Origin of the sequence: Candidatus Nanosynbacter sp. HMT-352, assembly GCF_022819345.1 — a bacterium.
GTDB lineage: Bacteria > Patescibacteriota > Saccharimonadia > Saccharimonadales > Saccharimonadaceae > Nanosynbacter.
In genome coordinates, this window is sequence record NZ_CP089288.1 from 469,282 (window position 1) to 488,441 (window position 19,160).

The 19,160-nt window shown below is 45.0% G+C and carries 17 protein-coding genes; 3 read left to right on the plus strand and 14 right to left on the minus strand.

Going from position 1 to position 19,160, the window contains the following annotated elements:
• Positions 1 to 1,527, plus strand: a complete 1,527-nt coding sequence (locus LRM46_RS02515) for a polyamine aminopropyltransferase (RefSeq protein ID WP_243812896.1) — start codon at positions 1 to 3, stop codon at positions 1,525 to 1,527.
• 3 nt (positions 1,528 to 1,530) lie between these two features.
• Here the strand turns inward: LRM46_RS02515 and LRM46_RS02520 are convergent, their stop codons facing one another.
• The 8 genes from LRM46_RS02520 to LRM46_RS02555 all read right to left on the minus strand — a co-directional run bounded on the left by LRM46_RS02520 (position 1,531) and on the right by LRM46_RS02555 (position 12,079).
• Complete coding sequence (locus tag LRM46_RS02520) at positions 1,531 to 4,179, minus strand: type IV secretory system conjugative DNA transfer family protein (RefSeq protein WP_243812897.1); 2,649 nt, start codon at positions 4,177 to 4,179, stop codon at positions 1,531 to 1,533.
• 44 nt (positions 4,180 to 4,223) lie between these two features.
• Positions 4,224 to 5,276, minus strand: coding sequence for a sigma factor-like helix-turn-helix DNA-binding protein (locus LRM46_RS02525; RefSeq protein WP_243812898.1), 1,053 nt, complete (start codon positions 5,274 to 5,276; stop codon positions 4,224 to 4,226).
• Positions 5,277 to 5,476: 200 nt separating this feature from the next.
• The gene (gene topA / locus LRM46_RS02530) at positions 5,477 to 7,822 is read right to left on the minus strand and encodes a type I DNA topoisomerase (RefSeq protein ID WP_243812899.1); all 2,346 of its coding nucleotides are present in this window, start codon (positions 7,820 to 7,822) and stop codon (positions 5,477 to 5,479) included.
• Between the two features lie 51 nt (positions 7,823 to 7,873).
• Positions 7,874 to 8,566, minus strand: coding sequence for a CDP-alcohol phosphatidyltransferase family protein (locus tag LRM46_RS02535; RefSeq protein ID WP_243812900.1), 693 nt, complete (start codon positions 8,564 to 8,566; stop codon positions 7,874 to 7,876).
• Positions 8,567 to 8,604: 38 nt separating this feature from the next.
• The gene (gene dprA, locus LRM46_RS02540; protein ID WP_243812901.1) at positions 8,605 to 9,474 is read right to left on the minus strand and encodes a DNA-processing protein DprA; all 870 of its coding nucleotides are present in this window, start codon (positions 9,472 to 9,474) and stop codon (positions 8,605 to 8,607) included.
• Between the two features lie 376 nt (positions 9,475 to 9,850).
• A complete protein-coding gene (locus LRM46_RS02545; RefSeq protein WP_243812902.1) occupies positions 9,851 to 10,264 on the minus strand; it encodes a Fur family transcriptional regulator in 414 nt (137 codons plus the stop codon).
• A 47-nt stretch (positions 10,265 to 10,311) separates the two neighbouring features.
• Positions 10,312 to 11,046, minus strand: coding sequence for a TIGR03943 family putative permease subunit (locus LRM46_RS02550; protein ID WP_243812903.1), 735 nt, complete (start codon positions 11,044 to 11,046; stop codon positions 10,312 to 10,314).
• The gene (locus tag LRM46_RS02555) at positions 11,036 to 12,079 is read right to left on the minus strand and encodes a permease (RefSeq protein WP_243812904.1); all 1,044 of its coding nucleotides are present in this window, start codon (positions 12,077 to 12,079) and stop codon (positions 11,036 to 11,038) included. Before LRM46_RS02555 ends, LRM46_RS02550 begins: the two co-directional genes overlap by 11 nt.
• A 41-nt stretch (positions 12,080 to 12,120) precedes the next feature.
• Here LRM46_RS02555 and LRM46_RS02560 point away from each other — a divergent pair, with 41 nt between their 5' ends.
• Positions 12,121 to 13,242, plus strand: coding sequence for a DUF475 domain-containing protein (locus tag LRM46_RS02560; RefSeq protein WP_243812905.1), 1,122 nt, complete (start codon positions 12,121 to 12,123; stop codon positions 13,240 to 13,242).
• A gap of 8 nt (positions 13,243 to 13,250) precedes the next feature.
• Here LRM46_RS02560 and pth read toward each other — a convergent pair whose 3' ends face one another.
• The gene (gene pth, locus LRM46_RS02565) at positions 13,251 to 13,811 is read right to left on the minus strand and encodes an aminoacyl-tRNA hydrolase (protein ID WP_243812906.1); all 561 of its coding nucleotides are present in this window, start codon (positions 13,809 to 13,811) and stop codon (positions 13,251 to 13,253) included.
• A 43-nt stretch (positions 13,812 to 13,854) separates the two neighbouring features.
• On the opposite strand from pth, the gene LRM46_RS02570 reads away from it, so the two are divergent.
• Positions 13,855 to 14,823 (plus strand): GTP-binding protein, encoded by a 969-nt coding sequence (locus LRM46_RS02570; protein WP_243812907.1) that lies wholly within the window; start codon positions 13,855 to 13,857, stop codon positions 14,821 to 14,823.
• A gap of 197 nt (positions 14,824 to 15,020) precedes the next feature.
• On the opposite strand, the gene LRM46_RS02575 is transcribed toward LRM46_RS02570, so the two are convergent.
• The 5 genes from LRM46_RS02575 to LRM46_RS02595 form a co-directional block, all read right to left on the minus strand.
• A complete protein-coding gene (locus LRM46_RS02575) occupies positions 15,021 to 15,272 on the minus strand; it encodes a hypothetical protein (RefSeq protein WP_129632815.1) in 252 nt (83 codons plus the stop codon).
• 147 nt (positions 15,273 to 15,419) lie between these two features.
• Positions 15,420 to 16,853, minus strand: coding sequence for a ribosome biogenesis GTPase Der (der, locus tag LRM46_RS02580; protein WP_243812908.1), 1,434 nt, complete (start codon positions 16,851 to 16,853; stop codon positions 15,420 to 15,422).
• Between the two features lie 20 nt (positions 16,854 to 16,873).
• Entirely contained in the window at positions 16,874 to 17,377 is a 504-nt protein-coding gene (locus LRM46_RS02585) for a hypothetical protein (protein ID WP_243812909.1), read from the minus strand.
• Between the two features lie 83 nt (positions 17,378 to 17,460).
• Positions 17,461 to 18,168: a pseudouridine synthase gene (locus tag LRM46_RS02590; protein WP_243812910.1), complete on the minus strand. Its 708-nt coding sequence runs from the start codon at positions 18,166 to 18,168 to the stop codon at positions 17,461 to 17,463.
• Positions 18,165 to 19,157 carry a response regulator transcription factor gene (locus LRM46_RS02595; RefSeq protein WP_129743937.1) on the minus strand — a complete coding sequence of 331 codons (993 nt, stop codon included), beginning with the start codon at positions 19,155 to 19,157 and terminating at the stop codon, positions 18,165 to 18,167. Before LRM46_RS02595 ends, LRM46_RS02590 begins: the two co-directional genes overlap by 4 nt.
• Positions 19,158 to 19,160 lie beyond the last annotated feature (3 nt).

A 19,160-nucleotide genomic window follows, 5' to 3' on the forward strand; every position in this document is an offset into this window, starting at 1 on the left:
ATGTCACGATCAAGTACGAGAAAACGGGAGCAAGTTGCTCTATTTGCGGCGGCAATTTTGGTAGCAATTGGCGGAATTATTTACGAGCTGATTTTAGGCGCAGCTGCGTCATATCTGGTGGGCGATTCGATTTTGAGTTTCAGCTTGGCGACGGGCGTGACACTGTTTGGCATGGGAATTGGCTCACTGCTGGTCAATTACATCAAGCTTCATCCAGCCACCAGCTTCGCAACGAACGAAATTATTCTGGGGCTAATTGGTGGAAATTCGGTGATGCTGATGTATTTAGGATTCGTTTTTACGCGTTCGCATTGGCTAATTTTTGCCGTCATAAGTCTGGCAATTGGTATTTGTATCGGGCTGGAAATTCCGCTTTTAATGAAGATGTTTCAGGAATTCGGGCGCAAGTCTTCGGTGAAATTGTTTAGTAAGATTTTAGCGCTCGATTATTTTGGGGCGTTAATTGCGTCGCTATTATTCCCGCTCGTTATGCTTCCGTATCTTGGCTTAATGCGTAGCGCGTATTTGGTGGCGGCTTTGAATATTGGCGTTGCGGTTCTAATTCTTAAACAAATGAAGGCTTCGAAAATTATTATGACAATTAGCGTTATTGCAACAATGTTACTTCTGGGGTTCTTTATTTATGCGACGGAAATTGAGCACGGAATTGACAAACGAACGTATAAAGATCCTGTAATGTGGCAGCAACAGACGCCATATCAGAAAATTGTCCTGACGAGATATAAGAATGACACGAGGTTGTTTTTGAATCGCAATCTGCAGTTTTCCAGCCTTGACGAAGCGCGTTATCACGAAACGCTGTCCACTTCCGCTTTGTCTTCAGTCGCCAATCCGAAGCGCGTGCTGATTATGGGCGGCGGCGACGGTTTGCTGGCTCGGGACGTTTTGAAATATCCCAGCGTTGAGCATATTACGTTGGTTGATATCGATGAGGTAATGACCAATCTGGCGAAAACTAATCATCTTCTCACTGATATAAATCAGCGCTCTCTGCACGATCCGCGCGTTTCTATTGTCAATCAAGACGCTTTCCAATTCGCCTTCTCTACCTCAGATAAATATGATGTCGTGCTGATTGATCTGGTGGATCCGTCGAATGAAAAATTAGCCAAGTTGTATTCCGAACAATTATATCGTCAAATCGGTAATATTTTAACGGAGCGTGGGGTTATGGTGACGCAAGCGACGTCTTCATTTTTCTCTCCACATGCTTTTTATATGGTGGCAAATACCGTCAAATCATCTCATCCAGAGCGATACGTGACGGCGTTTTCGGTCAATGTGCCGTCATTTGGCGAGTGGGGTTTTGTAATGTCTACGCCGCAAGCTGAGGTCGTGGCTAGTCAACCATTGCCGAAAAACCTGCGATACCAAAACCAGAAACTTCTCACCTTCCTGGCTAAACAGAACGCCGTATTGGTGCCGTCCGGACCAACTTCCACGTTGGTTTCTCCGCGAATCACCGACGTTTACAATTCCGATATGCGTCAGTGGCGATACGAATAGTTTTTAGTCGGCAGTAGCGCTCTTTTTTCGTCGGCGGCGTCGTCTTTTTGGTGTGGCTGAATCTAGTGGTGTAACTGTGCTAATTGCAGTTTCTGTAGGTGCATTATCATTGCCGCGAATTTGCAAAACAACTTCGCCGTCGTTTGCTGCGGGTTGCTGCTTTTCCAGTTGGCTATTGACCACTGGAACGTTGTTTGCAGGCTGCGGTTGAGGTTTGGCTGGTTGCTTTTTTTGGTTGCGAACAGGCTTTATTGCGGCATCAATTTCCTTCTCAACATCTTCCCTGTTTCGCGAATACATGCGACGCGAATGTTCAATAATGTGCGGCGTGTTGTCGGCTTGGCTTGGCGGAAGTTCCAATGTGCGAGCAGAAAACGCAGGAGTTTTCTCGCCACCGATAACCATATTGACAACGAAATTACGATTGTGCATCTGTAGAAGGTCGATTGACTCAAAGTTCGGCTCGAATTGCTTAGCAAGAATCGGCGCATCGTCAGCAGAAACTCGGAAGGAAATCATGGTGCCGACGTTGCCGAAAACTGCATCGCGAACCGTGTCGCTCATTTGGGAAATGTACTGGTTGGCAACGGTCAAGTTAAGGCCATATTTTCGAGCCTCGGATAGAATAGTTGCAAATGAATCGGTGGCAAAGTTCTGGAACTCGTCGACGTAAAGATAGAATGGGCGGCGGTCGCGGACGTCAGGAATGTCGCTTCGAGACATGGCGGCAAGCTGAATTTTCGTGACCAAGAACGAACCGAGTATGGCGGCATTATCTTCACCAATTAGACCCTTGGACAGATTGACAATTAGAATCTTTCCTTCGTCCATAATCTGGCGAATATTGAACGTGGATTTCGGCTGCCCGATGATATTGCGGATGATCGGATTGGCAGTGAAAGCCCCGACTTTATTTAAGACTGGCGCAATTGCCTCGGCGACAAACTTGTCATTCCAGCTGGCAAATTCGACATTCCAGAATTGCAAAACCACGGTGTCGCGGCAATAAGTCAGTGTTTCTTTTCGGAATTCTTTATCTGTTAGCATGCGAGTAATGTCGAGCATCGTCGCTTCCGGTCGGTCCAGCAAAGCCAGGATTGTATACCGCAAAATATACTCAAGTCGTGGCCCCCACGAATCACCGAAAATACGCTTCAAAACGCCGATGATTTCTGATGAGATGTTGGTTTTTTGGTTCGGGTTCGTGACTTCCAGCGGGTTGAATCCCAGAGGATACGCGGTGTCGGCTGGATTAAAATAGATCACGTCGTTCAATCGGCTGCCGGGGATAAATTTCATGTTGTTGATTGCGAAGTCGCCATGCGGGTCGATGATGGCATATCCTTGATTATGGAAAATGTCGCTTAAGGCGAAGAGCTCTAATAGTCCACTTTTTCCGGCGCCCGTCTGCCCGATTATGTAAACGTGGCGTGAGCGGTCATAGCGTAACATGCCGAATTGGTGGCTGATGCCGCGGAAGTTGGTGACGCCAAAGGCAGAAATTTGGTCATCGTTGACGTCTTCGCCGGTTAAGACTGGCAATTTGGACGGCGGTTCTGCGGTTTTGGAGCTTGCCCAAACTATATTTGGCGTTTCAACGTTGGTGTGTGGCAGGTGAAAAACTGACGCCAATTCTTCTATATTTAAGATAAAACCGTCGCCAATGAACGAACGCTTGCGATATTTATCAATAAATTCTTTGCCAAACGCACCCTTGACGGCGTGGAATCCGTTGAGATTGGTTGAATTGAACTGCTTAAATGTGCCGACGAGCGCCTGCATGCGAAGCTTAGCATTTGTCTGACTTTCGCCCATATAAACCAAGCGAATTTTTACTTCATAGCCGAGCTTGGTCGCCTTTTTCTCTGCTTCAGAAATGCGAGTTTTATCGCGGTCTGACAGCTCAACGGCTGTCGATTGATTTGCTCCCTGCTCTGGTGGTTGCCAAAGTGCGCCAAGTACACCGATTAGCCACTGCATACTGCCGCCGAATCCTGGCAAGGAGAACATTCGTCCGTTTTTTATGCTATTTATGTATCGATCAGCGGCGTTTTGCCAGTCATCTGGGATTGGTCTGACTAGCACCTGAATCCACAATTCTTCACCGGTGGTTTCCAATTTCGCCAGCGTGCCCGTAATGCCTGCCAGCGGGTCGACCTCGAAGTTTTGGAAGGTGCGAATCGGGAGAAATTCATCTGTGGTTAATGTCAATTCTGTCGAGTAAGCAACTTCGTGGTCACGCTCGTGCTCAGTGTAATCTTCGTCGGCTTGGTGAATTTGAACGGTTGGGTATTGAGAATAGATCTGTCCTTCGACAAAGCTCTGCAGGGTCTTTGACACCCAAACGTAAAAGCGAATTTGCCCATTAACTGAGGCGATTTCAAAGCTAATGTGCTCTTGGTGTCCGCCAGATAATCGCAACTCTTTATTGTCGCGAAGAATTCCGTGTAGTGAAGCGAATAACTGTTCGGCGGCAAGCTCTTGCTTATCGTTAGTGCGTGGGATTTCCAGAACTAAAAGCACGCTCTCAACTGGGGTGAAATCTTCGATCTTCCGATAATTTCGCCACGTCAAAAACATCAGAACTGCCACAATTGGCATCCAAACGTACCATTGCAATAATGTGCTGATGATCCAAGAAATAATCTGCATTATGTGTAAATTATCTCACCTCTGAAAGAAGTTTGCAACTTAGCTTAAGCGGCTTCTTCAAAAACGTACGTGGCTTTAGCGACGCGTTTGAATTGTGGCTTTGATTGAAGGTTTAATAGAATAGTAGTTTCCTTGACTTGTCGTTTGTCGAGGACTTGACGAACGATTTCGTCGCGGTGAAGCGGAGTTTCGGAATTCTTCAAAATATCGGTAATGATATCTGCTACAGTTCCGCGACTGTAGCCCCAACTGGCAAGTGCGTAAATCCCGCGACCAATTAGAACAAAGCGCTTGTCTTTAATAAGTTCATTGTGAATTGCCTGCGTTGTGACGCTTCGGCGGTTAAATTCGCTGTCCCGAATTCCCTTGGCGATGTCGGAAAAATGCATCGGCGAGCCGTTGGTGTCCAGAACGACGTAGATTTTATCGCGAATGTTCTTTGGGTTAACGGCTGGCCATTTGGCTAGTCCCCACTGATCGTTTAAGCTAGCCAATTTTTTGCTAACGGTAGCCAAGGCCGCAATGTTTGAAGGATGTTCATAGTCCAATTTTTTGTGCAATTCTTCCGCGGTAACAGGCTCACCGTGCTTTTTGATCGCTTTGACAACTTCTTCAACTCGTGCTCTAATTTGCTTTTCGTTGCCGAGAGTGTCAATCGCTGCCGCTTGGTAATAATCGTCATTCTCTGTAACAATCGTGATGTTTTCTGCCAGCTCAGAAATGAACGCCACATGAGCGCGGTCAATTGCAGTAGCTTCTTTACCGAGGAAGTGCGACGCCAAATCTTGCATGCGTGCGACTCGTCCCATCTCAGACAAACTCGAAGTAATTTCTTTTTCCATAGCAATAACCGAAGGAAGTTCTCCCTCGGCGACAGCTGCACGTAGACGCGTTAAGATTGCTTTTTCTAGCTGACGAACGCGCTCGCGAGTAATGCCGAACATATCGCCAATTAACTCTAACGTTTCTTTTCGGTCGTACAAACCAAATCGTCGAGAAATAATTTCCTTCTCGCGCTCTTGCGGAATCTTAGAAATAATAGTATCGACGACAGAATTTAATTTGGCGCTTTGCTCGGTTTTTGCTATCTCGCTCATGCTACTAGAAACATCCTCTCTGCCTCACCACAGGTTATATTGATTGAAAATATGTTTTTAATTATACAATTGCATTTGACAAAAGTCAATAGATAAATGCCATAATTGCTGATATAAATTATAGCATTTATTTTACGTTTTTTGCAATAGATTATATGAAGAGTTTTTATTATCCGGAATTATTGGATAGTATAAAAACGCTATTTCTTTTTAGCGGATGTTTTGGGGGCTTTTTTAACTACGCGTTTGCGAGTTGGCTTCGCTGTTGTGGTGCTTAATAGCTCCAGAGCTTTTTCGTGAGTAATAGTTTTCGGATCCGTGTCTTTAGGAATTTTGACATTTTTGGTGCCGTTGGTGATGTATGGACCGAATCGACCATTGAGAACCTTAATTCCATCTGGAAACTCGGCGATATTCTTAGCGGCTTCAGCTTCTAATTTGGCGGCGTAAAGTTCGCGCGCTTTTTCTAAAGTAATGCTGTGTGGATCTTCTGGCTTAATGGAAACGAACAGTTTGCCGACTTGAATATACGGACCAAATCGCCCAATATTCGCCTTAATATCTTGCCCGTCCTTTGTTTGTCCGACGATGCGTGGCAACTTGAACATTTCCAGTGCTTGCTCTAAGGTTACCGTTTCAATCTTCGCGCCTTTTGGAAGCGGCGCAAAGCGAGGCTTTTCGTCGCCGTCAGTTTCGCCAAGTTGCAGCATTGGACCGAAACGACCGAATCTTGCGATAATCGGTTTATTCGTCTTCGGGTCAATTCCCACTTCGCGATTAGCGCCGACTTTACTTCGGTCGATCCCGCCAGATTGCTCGATCAATTTATGGAAAGGCGTGTAAAATCCGTGCAACATTGCGCTTTTTTCCAGATTAGCACCGGCAATTTTATCAAATTCCGTTTCAACATTGGCGGTAAAATCGTAATCGACAATTTGCGTAAAATGGTCCGTCAGGAAATCGGCAATCAGCTCGCCGCTTGGCGTTGGAATAAGCTTGCCGCGAGTCGAGCCAGTTTTTTCCTGGACAATACTTCGGCTAACTTCCTCACCGTTATAGTTCAGGACGATTACATCTCGCGGCTGACCTTCGCTGTCGCCCTTTTCAACATAGCCGCGAGTCTGGATAGTGTCAATAATTGTGGCGTATGTGGATGGACGTCCGATTCCAAGCTCCTCCAGTTTCTTGACTAGCGAACCTTCGGTGTAGCGAGCTGGCGGTCGTGTAAATGTTTGGCGAGCCGTAATGTCGTGAGAGTTGACTCCATCACCAGACTGTAACTTCGGTAGAAGCTCATCTTTATTGCCGCCGTAAACGCGCAAAAATCCGTCAAACGTAATGACTTCGCCCTTCGCTTCAAATTGAGCGGGTTTTTTGCTCTTAGGTAAATTATCGCCTTTGATGCCAATTGTGATAGTTGTCTTTTCCAGTTTCGCTGGCGACATTTGCGACGCTAAAGTTCGGCGTCGAATCAGGTCGTATAATTTTTGGTCATAGCTATTATTAGACGCGGTTTCCAGAGTGATGTCTGTCGGGCGAATGGCTTCGTGGGCTTCTTGGGCGGATGCGGATTTGGTCTTAAATTTGCGAACCGTTGAGTAATCTGGACCGTAAAGACGCTTGATAAAATCGGTGGCCGCCGCGATGGCTTGACCGCTCAAGTTCACCGAGTCGGTACGCATATAAGTGATTTTTCCATCTTGGTATAATTTTTGCGCCGAAGCCATGGTCGCTTTGGAGCTGAAGCCAAGTTTAGAGTTGGCTTCCTGCTGTAAGGTTGACGTAGTAAATGGAGCCGCTGGATTGTGCGTTCCTGGAGTTTTTGAGATATCACTAACAATAAATTCGGCGGGTTTCAGACTATTTAAGAACTCATTCGCTGCTTCTTCTGTATCGAATTTTTGATTAAGCTCGGCCTTGAATTCTTGATTGTCGTGAATAAAAATGGCAGTAACTTTGAACTGAGAATTGCCCTCAAACTTCATAATTTCTCGTTCGCGCTCGACTAGTAATCGCACCGCCGGGCTCTGAACGCGACCAGCTGACTTTCCACCAGGAACTTTTTGCCAGACGACTGGACTGAGCTCAAAACCAACTAGTCGGTCAAGGATTTGTCGGGCTTGTTGCGCCTGAACCAAATTCATATCCACGATTCGCGGATTCTTAATTGCGTTGGTTATGGCGTCTTTGGTGATCTCGTGAAAAACAATTCGCTTAGTCGTTTCAATAGGAAGATTCAACACCTTACATAAGTGCCAAGCAATAGCTTCTCCTTCGCGGTCTTCATCGGTTGCGAGCCAAACATTTTCCTTGCCAACTGCCTTGACATTTCTCTTTAGCTCGGTGATAACTTTCTTTTTTTCAGGATCAACTTCATAAATTGCGAAAAAATCGTTAGCCACGTCAATCGGCGGCGTTCCATCCTTCGTCTTTTTAACAATCGAGCGAATATGTCCGACGCTGGACAGGACGTGAAAATCCTTGCCGAGATATTTCTCGATGGTTTTAGCTTTGGCTGGTGACTCGACGATAACGAGATTTTTCATAACTTTATATTATAACAAATCACTATCTGGCTACAACCGCAAAGTGAATTATTACGAGCGACCACTGAGGCGACCGAGCATTGCCATTGATCCGAGGGTGCGATTGACATCTGTTATTTGGCGTGGCTCTTCTGGTTTTTCTTTTTTCACGTCGCCGTTAATTGCTCGCTTTATATAGGTGTGTGTTGCGTGTACGGCGAACGGAAGCGAGGCGGCGAATGCTCCAGCTCCTAGTTTGCGTAGAAGTTTGGCGAGTTTTGGATTTTTATCCTGCTCGGCAACATGGGCGGCAATATAAGATATCAAAGTAACTGTTTCTCCTGCCATGGCTAGTTTTCCTGATTTGGTCGGTCGAGTTTCAGCTTTCTTGTCACTACGTAAATTGGTAATTCCTGTAACCCCAGCGTTTATCGAGTTTAGTAGCGCAACAATGCCAAGAACATGCTTTGGAGCCAACCCCTTTTTATACATTTCATAGAGAATTTTTGCCATAACTATTTTGTCTGTTGTGGCATCTAAGGCTGCTCCAAAATTGCTGGTCTGCCCTGTCATACGTGCTACTTTGCCGTCCAAGACGTCAGCTAATCGCCCGACCGCGCATTTCGCCAGCCCTTCGGGTGTATCGATTTCCTCAGATCCGTGTATCGCTAAAGCGGCGCCAGTTACGCTTATCAAATTAGGGATGGTAAAAACGTCTTTGGCGACTTTACGGGCGGTAGGAGATGTTTCTCGGGATTTTTTCATAGTCCGCATAATAACATCAATTTGTCAAAATAGCAATATTATCGTAACGTCCAATTATTCGCCCCGAGAGGCTTAATCACTCCGTTGATTTCCAGCATGGTTAACGCCGTAGCGAAGTCTGACGCGGATAATCCTGATTTTTGTTGGATTTCGTCGCCGTCGCGAAGCCCTTCTGAGATGAGTTTTATGATAATAGCTTCTTCAATTGTTGCGCTGGCTGCTAATTCTTGACCGTTGTCTTTTTGCAATTTTTCTGGCGCGATGATTGACAAAACGTCGTCGGCGTCTGTCACCAAATACGCCCCTTGTTTTAATAAAGTATTGCAACCCGCCGACAGTGGGCTGGTTATGTTCCCGGGAACTACAAACAAATCTCTTCCCTGATTTAGTGCGTGCGAGGCTGTGTTTAATGTGCCGCTTCGCTCGGCGGCTTCGGTGATAATAATCCCATCAGCCAGCCCACTAACCAAACGATTGCGCTCCAAAAAACTCCAACGATTAACTATTTTATTATCGCCCTTCATCCATTCTGAAACGACCGCGCCGCCCTGCTCTATGATGCTCATGGCTAGTTGATAATTAGTCCGCGGTGAAATATCAGGAAGCTCGTTTGGGACGACCGCCACGACCGTTCCGCCAGCTTCAATCGCAGCTTTTTGGGCAATGCAGTCCACGCCTAGCGCCAGCCCACTCACGATTACACATCCGGCTTTTGCTAGATCTGTTGCTAATCGCTCTGTCACTTCTTTTCCGTAGGCAGACGGCTTACGGGACCCGACGATTGATACGACTGGCGCATTTGTTTCTGGCAATTTTCCCATATAACATAAGCTTTTTGGTGAATTGGCAATATGTACTAATCTCTGGGAGAAAATATGCTCATCTGGTGTAATTCTATTGATTTCCATAAAAAATGTGGTAAAAAGTATTGACACTTTGTCAAATGTTTGCTATAATCAAGGACGATTGGTTAAGTAATTATTAACCAAACGCACCTTATACCCCCTATTCTAACTATATGTTAGGTTGCGCGCAATGGCATTAAGTATTCTTACCCTCCACTTTTTGCGGTTCAACGTTACGCGCATACTAACCCCTTTAACTGCCCTTTTTCAAAGGCGACCTCTGTTAATGTGAGTACAAAATTGTATTGATAGTCATCAGGCGCGGACTTTTGGAGTTTTAGTCGCGACGCTTCACTGATACGGTAGCTCGGGTGGGTTGAAGGGTAAAAAAGCGTCAGGTGATGCCCACCCTTACCTGGCGCTTTTTTGTTGGGAAAAATTATTTATTTTCTATAATATATCGGCACTTTTCGCAAATACCTTCCAGCTCAAAGTGGTGTTTTGTGACTATGAAATTATGTTTTTTACCGATGAGATCTATGAGTTTTTCGAGTTCTTGTGATTGTATGGGTTCGGCATTTTGGCAATTTATGCAGTAGAGGTGGTGATGATGTGGTATAAAAGGTTCTGCTAACTCGTAATAGTTCTTCCAGCCAATAGTTATGGTGTTTATAATGTTCAGATTATCGAACATTAGCAGTGTGCGGTAAATGCTGGCACGGTTAATGCTTTTGCAGTTTTTCGCAATATCGCCGACCGTAAGAGGTACGTCTGAATTTCGTAGGATATCAAATACTTGCTGGCGTGGTTTTGTCAGGCGAAGATTGTGACGTTCAAATATTTCATTTAGCATAGTGCTATCAATAGTTTATAACTTATTGCAACAAGTGTGCAATAGGCTTACAGTCCGAGTAGTTCATAAGGATATTTGGGTTGGCTGATTTTTGTGATATGCGCGTCGGTTATGACGTATTCGGCTTGGCTATTAACGATTTTTTGCGACAATTTACCCTTGACGATTAGCCACGTTCCGTCTGGGTAGTCTGTTGAAAAGTTTTTCTCGACCAGGATTTTCATAGGTACACTATCAACGGTGCAGCAACTTATAACGTATCTGGCAATATTGAAGTAGTTGTAGCCGTAGTTTTTTAACAGATCATTTGAAACGAAGCCAGTAATGGTGATATCTTTGCCGTTAAAATAAGCGGTTTCTTTGCAGGAATTTATTGCGGTTTTCCAGCGATTTATTGAGATTGTAGAAGAGCCTTCCTTTGGTTGAGGCGTTTCGCAACGACTTTCTGGCTCAATAATCATAGGACTTTCTTTTTGCGCGAGACTGCTTGGAGAGAGTGGCTTTGGCGGTAATATGTATCCGACTGATAATATAATTATTGCAAAATAAGATATTGGGGCAATTTTTTTCAAGCCAATTCTAGATTTGTCTTTTGCGGGTTTATTTTTTAATTGCAACATTATATCAATAAGCAAAAGTATAACGCCGATTACGCTAATTACGACCGCGAATGTGTGATAGCGTGGATGAATGTAAAAGCCGAGTTGGTCACGCCAAGCTAATAGCAAAATATATACACAAATGATAATTCCGCCAATTGATTTGGTAAGATTAGCGTACATATAAATTAACTCCCAGCCCGACAATTAATGATAAGACGAATACAGTTAAGGTAATTGTTGCAATAAATTTCCAGCGAAAAGTTGTTTTTAACAACGTAATCATTTTAATGTCTATCATCGGTCCGAATAGCAAGAAAGATAAAATTGAGCCTGTCGTGAAATTTCGCACATAAGCAAGTGCGAAGAACGCGTCGATGCTGGAACATATCGAAATGACGAAACTTAGCGTGATCATGGATATGACTGATAGGAAAATGTCGCCACCGACAGCGTTTATGATGAATCGCGGAACGAAGATTTGCGTGGCGGCTGCGATGCTAGCACCTAAGGCTAACATAGTAAATAATTGCCAGAATTCATTACGTGATGAGCTGAATATGTTTGATAATTTTGAACCGTGATTATGAGAGTGGCAAAGTTTTTCAAACTCTGGATTAATGACGGAATCTTCCTTAAAAAAGCTGACGATAAAAGCGGTTATTTGTACGATAATTAGCGCAAAGATAATTCGCCACCAAACCATTCGGGTGTCAAAACTGAAGGCGGTCATGGTTGAAATTATGGTTATCGGGTTTAAGATTGGCGCGGCGAAAAGAAAACTAATAACGTCGGCAGGTTTTAATCCGTTTGCTATTAAGCTGCGTGCAATTGGTACGTTGCCGCATTCGCACACTGGTAAAATTAGCCCGATCATAGAGAGCACAATTCGTCGAAGAAAGGCGTTTTTTGGTAACATTTTGAAGACATCTTTTGATGATAAAAAGTACCTGATAAGCGCGGATATGATAATTCCTAAAATTAAGAATGGGACCGCCTCGACGATTATGCTTAGTGTCAGTGTGATGAAATCTTGTAATGACGGAAGTAATTTATTGCACCATTCTGCAAATTCTCCGTTTAATAACATAACGCCGAATCGCGAGCTGAATTGATAAATAGAAATTATAAGGACGCCAAAAACCACCCAACCGATCAATTCGCTGTTGGCTGATAAAAACTTTTTTATGCGACCATCTGGCGATTTTTGTGCCATATATAAAATTATACTCCATGCTTATGCTATACTAAATCAATATGAAGCATCTTTTACATTCACATCATCCGTTTCGGATTTTCTGGTTTTCAGTCCTATTGACCTTAGGTCTGGGCAGTTTGATTTTTAGCCATATGGGCGTTAGCGGTCTTTGGTTATTTACTATTTTGGTGGTTTTGGAAGTCACGTTTAGCTTCGACAACGCGGTGATAAATAGCAAGGTTTTGGCGGGAATGAGCCAAGTCTGGCAGAAAGTCTTCCTGACGGCTGGTATATTTGTGGCGGTGTTTGTCGTTCGATTTATATTGCCAATTGCTATTGTGATGATCGCGAGCGGCCACGGATTTATGGATGTTGTCAATCTGGCGCTTCATAGACCTGTTGAATACGGCAAAATCCTGCATGAGGCGTCGCCGATGATTGACGCGTTCGGTGGTGCGTTTTTGATTATGATTGGGCTTAGCTATTTCATCGATTATAACAAGCGTGTTCACTGGATGCGGCACGTTGAGCCGATTTTGGCGAAGGCTGGGCGATTTGAGAATTTTAAGGTGTGCATAATGCTTAGCGTGGCGGCTGTTTTGTATTTTACAGTCGAGGCGCCGCATAAATCTTTGGTGTTGATTTCAGCGGTTCTTGGAATTGTGTTGCATATCGGATTGGAACTATTTGGGTCATTTTTCCATGAAGATGACGCGAAATCTGTTAAGATTAAAACTGGTTGGGCGGCGTTTGCTAGCTTGTTATATTTGGAAATTCTGGATGCCAGCTTTAGCTTTGACGGTGTGATTGGTGCGTTCGCCATCACCAACAGCGTGCTACTGATCGTGGCTGGACTGGGCGCTGGAGCGATTTGGGTCCGATCACTAACTGTATATTTATTGCGAACAGGCGCGCTTAGCAAATATAAATATCTGGAAAATGGCGCTCACTGGGCAATTATGGCGCTCGGCGTGATGATGATTGCCAAATTATTCCACTTGGAATTGCCGGAATGGGCGACGGGTGGCTTGGGCTTGTTGTTCGTGAGTTTGGCGGTTGGCAGCAGTATATTGGAAGCTCGATCGATCAATCTGCAAGAAGCTGCGGCTGTAAAATTACATCAAGCAGAAGAGCAATTGAAGAACGGCGCGTCAAAAATTGTGCCGCGAAAACGACGCTAGAATCTGGTTTAATATTTTATACTGAATGGCTCGATAGTTTCGTTAATAAACTTCTCGACCAAGCTAATTGATTCGGGTAATATCCAGCTTTGGAGAATTTTCTGCTCGTCTGAATTGAATTTGCCTAGGACAAAATCTACGTCACCAACTTGGCGTCTGAGCAAATTATCTGTGCCAATACGAATATGCCAAAAATCTGATCCGACGTGAGAATGCAAGGACTTTAATCCGTTGCTGCCCGCGTCTCGTCCGCCTTTGCGGGTTCGAATTTTACCAAAATCCAGCGCCGTGTCGTCGTGAATAATTAGTAAATCATCCAATGTCAATTTGTAAAAATCTAAGATTGCTCGGGCGGAAATTCCGACCTCATTGTAAAAAGTAGTTGGCTTAACCAGCAGGATTTTTTCCCCAGAAATATTCAGCTCGGCAATATCGGCGGAAAATTTTGGCTTATTGCAAAAAACTGCATTATTTTCTGACGCAAATTTATCAATAGCCAAAAATCCAGCATTATGCCTTGTGTTTGTGTATTTTTCGCCTGGATTTCCCAATGCTAAGATGACTTTCATAGACTTAGTATATCACCTTGTGAAAATGACGTATAATAAGCATGTGGCAAAACGCGACGATGATTTAGAATTTAGCATTAATGCTCCGTTTGATGATGGGCGAGCGATTATCGATAAAGTTCCGTTGTATTTGGTGAACGGCTCGTTGGGCGCTGGGAAAACTAGTGTTCTTGAGTTCTTATTGCAACAAAGTGACTATAAGGGTTCTCGAGTGATTGAGAATGAATATGCTAATGAAAATGTTGACGGTTATCGATTGGAAAAGCTGGCAGATATTGTGACGACTTTGGCTGGCGATTGTATCTGTTGTTCGTCGAAGCATGCATTGACGCGAATGTTACTTGACTTTTGTCGCAATTCCCCCGCCCCAGTGTTTATTGAAGCGACTGGCGTGGCGCGAACGATGAATTTGGTTGAGAAATTGATTAATGCACAAATATTCAATAAGTACGAGTTGGCGCAGAGTTTTTATGTTATTGATGCACATGAGATTTTACACGGAATTGAGCCGGCGCATGAAATTGAGTTGCAAGCGGCGGATATGATTTTAGTGACCAAAGAAGATTTGCTAAGTGACGACGAGCGATTGCAGTATGAATCCAAGCTGAGCTCTCTGCCTTACGGAAAAATATTGAGCGCGCCACGCGGTCGGTTTGACCTAAGTAAATTAACCACGCCGTCGGGACTACTAACGTTTTTCGATAAGTATGACGGCGAGTTGGTCGTGCCGGATAATCCGACGTATGCCGTGCTGGATATTTCTGGTATGAAAATTGCTGTGGCGACTCTGGAAAAAATTTGGCCGGAACTTTTTGATGCTTATAAACTCAGGCGAATGAAGGGCTGTTTTATTGATGATAATGGCGTGCGGCATCATTTGGAGGCGACGGAAAATCAGATTCAAATAGCTAATTCTGCGGCGGAAGAGCCAGCAAAAATTGTGCTAATTGGTGAACGTGCGGACGAAATTACGCGTGAAGTTTTGTCTGCGCAATTGGTGATGTTTGAATAAAAGTTCGCTTTCGTCGTTTCCGACTCATCAGCATAGATACACATCTATGGAGCGAATACAGCTAAGATTCGTTATAAAAGAAAATAGCCCGCTCGAAAACGTGCTCAAGCTGAAAACTAGATTTAATCCAGGAAACGCAAAACCTGCATTTCTAACCGAATTGAGTCTATTTTCGAGCGAGCTATTTTCAAGCAGGCTTATGCCTGGCCGTCAACATGAGGATCGTTATCCCTCTTGTTGTTTCCGTACCAGATGCGCCGGTACGTTAGCGTACCGGCTGCCCCCGCTCCAATCACTGCTCCAATCGGAGCAGTGATAGAGACAGGAGCCCCTGTCCCCATCGTGACAATACCTCCCAGAAGACCTCCCGCGAGGCCTCCCGCGAGGCCAGCTCCAGCGACCATCCCAAGCGCGATGATCATCATTGCTTTGAGAAATCCTTCTCCCATGATAACTCCTCTTCTGGAGTCGGGCGGAGAAATAAACTCTCCGCAGAACGGTGCGTCGATTTGACGCAAGCTAACACACATTGTGAAAGCTAATATATATATCACTAATAGAATAAAATGTCAATGGATTTTGTCAAAAATGTGGTTTTATAGCTGTTTTTCGGCGTTTTTGGCCTGTTTGTAGGCTTTTGTGACTGGCGCCAGACCGCGGGCGACGCGTTCGCGATTAGCCTTTAACTGCTTTTCGTCGCGGAAAGACATTTTAATTGGCGTTCCCGCAAAATTGAAAGCCTCGCGTAAAGTTCGCTCCAAATAGCGTTTATAGCTCCAGTGGACAAATTTCAGATTGCTGCCATATATAACAAACCACGGCGGAGCAACGTCAGTCTGGACAATGTAGCGCAGCTTCGGGTGCGAATTTTTCAGACCAGCTGGCGGATGCGCGGCGATGGCTTTCTGCAAAATGTCGTTTAAGGCGCGAGTTTTACATTCTTGGCGACGACGCTTATAGATATCAAGCGCTAGGTCAAACAATTTGGCGACATTCTGCCCAGTGACGGAAGAGGTGAATATCAATGGTGCGTACGGCGTGAACTTGAAGTTATAGCTGATTTGTGATGCAATTTCATCGTGCGTGTAGGTGTCCTTACCTTCGACGGAGTCCCATTTGCTGACGACCAGGACAAGCCCCTTGCCTGCCTCGTCAATAATTCCAGCTAGGCGCTGATCCAATTGAACGTTAAGCTCATTGACGTCCATAAGAAGCAGACAAACGTCGGCCTCGTTGATGGCTTGCATTGTGCGAAGAACTGAGAACTTTTCAATTCCCGTTTCTTGCTTTCCTTGGCGGCGAATTCCAGCGGTGTCGAGCAGTTCAATCGTCTGACCGTGATAACGAACTTGAACGCGGTTTACGTCGCGAGTGGTGCCGGCGACGTTGGCGACGATGGCTTGCTGCTTGCCCGCTAAGGTATTGAATAGATTACTTTTGCCGACGTTTGGACGGCCGATTAGTGCGACGCGGATGATATCATCAGGCGCGGTTTCGGTGGCTGGCGGAATAAGCTCGGCAATGCTATCAAGAAGCTCCGAAATGCCAATGCTGTGTTCGGCGGAAGTTTTTATGATGTTTTTAATGCCGAGCCGTTTGAATTCGTCGATAGAAAGAGAGCCTTTTAAGTCTGCTTTATTTGCGATTAGAATGACTGGCTTGCCGCTTTTTAGAGCTTTTTTGGCCAGTTGTCGATCAGCGTCAGAAGGATAAACAGTGGAGTCAACTGTTACGAGGATTACGTCAGCGGCGGCGGAAGCATCAGCGATTTGATCCTGAATGGTCGCCTCAAATTCGTCCTCGGCAGTTTTCAGTCCGGCTGTGTCGATGAGCCAAAATTGCGAATAGTCATCTGACGGTGCAGAATCTACGTTGCGTCGTTTGTATGAGACTTTACCAACAACATTGTCGCGTGTCGTGCCAGCTTCCCTGGCGACGATGGCTGTGCGAGAGCGCGTCAAGCGATTAAATAGTGAGCTTTTGCCGACGTTGGCCTGCCCGATGATGGCGACTGTTGGTAATTTAGACATGATTGTATATTATAGCAGTTTTAAGACATTTTGGCGAGCACACTGTTTATATAAGCCTCGCATGGGCGAACTATTTTCAGGAAATCCTCAAAACATCTCAGGCCGCTTTTTGCTATGAATTTCTCGGTCTCTACGACTCGCCTATATCCCTCGTTATCGCTATTATATTTTCTGGTGTAACTGTGGATGTAGGCCTTTGGAGATTGTTCGTTAATTGGATTTGGGTAAAGTGTTATGTAGCAATTTTCTTCAGGGTTATTTATGCAGTAGTAAACGTTATTGTCGTCATCTTCGAACGCTACGGATATAGGATATTTAAATTTCTTAGTACGTTTCTCGACCTCTTTAATGAGTTCGATGTAAGCGTAGATTTGGTTTTCTAGGAATTTTGGTAAAATGCTGGACTCGTCCTTCTCATAGAACAGTTCATATATAGTATTCGACCTTTCTTCCTTAAGGTTGCATACGACTGCTTTTAGTTTTTCTGAGGACAAGGGTTCAGGTTCGCGCCCTAGCGCTTCCATTTTGCAATTACACTTTCTATCAAATTTAGCACAAAAGCTATATTACAATATTTACTGTAAAATGTAAAGAGCTGCGGAGTAAATTATGAATTCGTGAATTTCTCTTCTCGCCATTCGCTTCTCTTGAGGTCGCCGAGCGAATAATTGCCGAAGTTTGTTCTGTGGAGTTTTTTGACAGTGTAGCCTAATGCATCGAAAGTTCGCCGAATTTGACGATTCCTACCTTCGCTCATTTCCACTATCCAGCGACAATCATCACCTTCGTGTTGTCTTTCTAGCGTCAATTGACTGCGTCCGTCAGGAAGCTGCACGCCAAAATCATTGATCATTTGACGATGTAGAGGTTGCAGTGGCTGGTCGATTGTAACGAGATATCGCTTAATCTTATAAAACGACGGATGCGTCATGCTGTGAGCAAAATCGCCGTCGTTCGTCATGAGAATCAGCCCAGAACTGTCTTTGTCCAGGCGACCAACAGGTTTTAAGTGGTGAAGATTCTTCGGTAGCAATTTGTAGATTGTCGGAACGCCGCCCTGAGAAGCGCGCGAACATAAGTATCCTGTTGGTTTATGTAGGATGATGAGTTGTTTGGACTGTAATTCTAGCAATTTGCCGTTATAGGAAATTTTATTTGTGTCAGAAATTTGTTGACCCAATCTGGCGGGCTGACCGTCAATAGTAATCTTTCCCTTCTCTATCAATTCGTCAGCCTTCCGCCTGGAAACACCCAAGCAAAGCGCCACGAATTTGTTGAGGCGCCAAGATTCTTGATTTGTGTCTGGGCTTATCATTGTTGTGGATTTATCGGTGGAAATTGTGGCGACTGAGAAGTTTCTGATGGTTGATGTGGGATGCTTTGCTCCTGAGGCTGTGCTTGGACCTGAGGTATTACGCTAGCTTGCTCAATAGGATTTGGCGTTGGCTGCGGCGCTGGAATCTGTGTTGGCTGAGGCTCTGGAGTTGGTTGAGAAATTCTCTGTGTATTGTCTAATTCTTCTGCCATAAGCTTAGAGATGTCTACCGAATTCTGAGAATCGTCAGCTGGTAAAGGTTGAATAATGCGGTCACCAAGCCCTGAGGGTCGTGGTGCGGGCGATGAAAATGGCGCCATAGGCTGCGGCAGGGTTGTCGGCTGAGGTGTTGGAATCGGTTGAGGCGCTGCTGGAGTTGGTTGAGGTAGCGGCTGCGGCGCCGGCGCGAATGCCTGTTGCGGATGTTGTTGTATGAGTGGATTTACTGCAGGAGTTGTTGGCGTTGCAGCGGGGGCGGCTGGTTGCGGTGACAATGAAGAAATATCAGGTCTAGTAACTGGCTGCGGCGCTGGAATCTGTGTTGGCTGAGGCTCTGGAGCGACTGGCTCATATGTATGAGCTGGTTGTGAAACTGGCACTGGATTTGTGCCGACTCCTGGAAGATCTCCCAAAGTTTCGTGAACTGCCCTCACAACGTCCTCTATTCCCACCTGAGACTTCACCAAGTATTTATCAGCGCCAAGTTGCTCGCCACGCTTTCTCTGATCCTCTGAGGATAGCGCGGTCATGATAATCACCTTAACGTCTTTTGTTTCTGTTGTCGAGCGTAAAATGTCCAACATATCAAATCCGGAAATCTTCGGCATCATCACGTCGCTTAAAATTAATCGCGGACGTTCTTTAATTGCCATGGCCAGAGCTTCTTCGCCGTCGCCCGCCGAAACGATATCGTAGCCCTCCGCCAAAAGTCGTACGCCGTAAATTTCGCGTAAACTTTTGTCGTCCTCAACCAATAAAATTTTTGTCATATG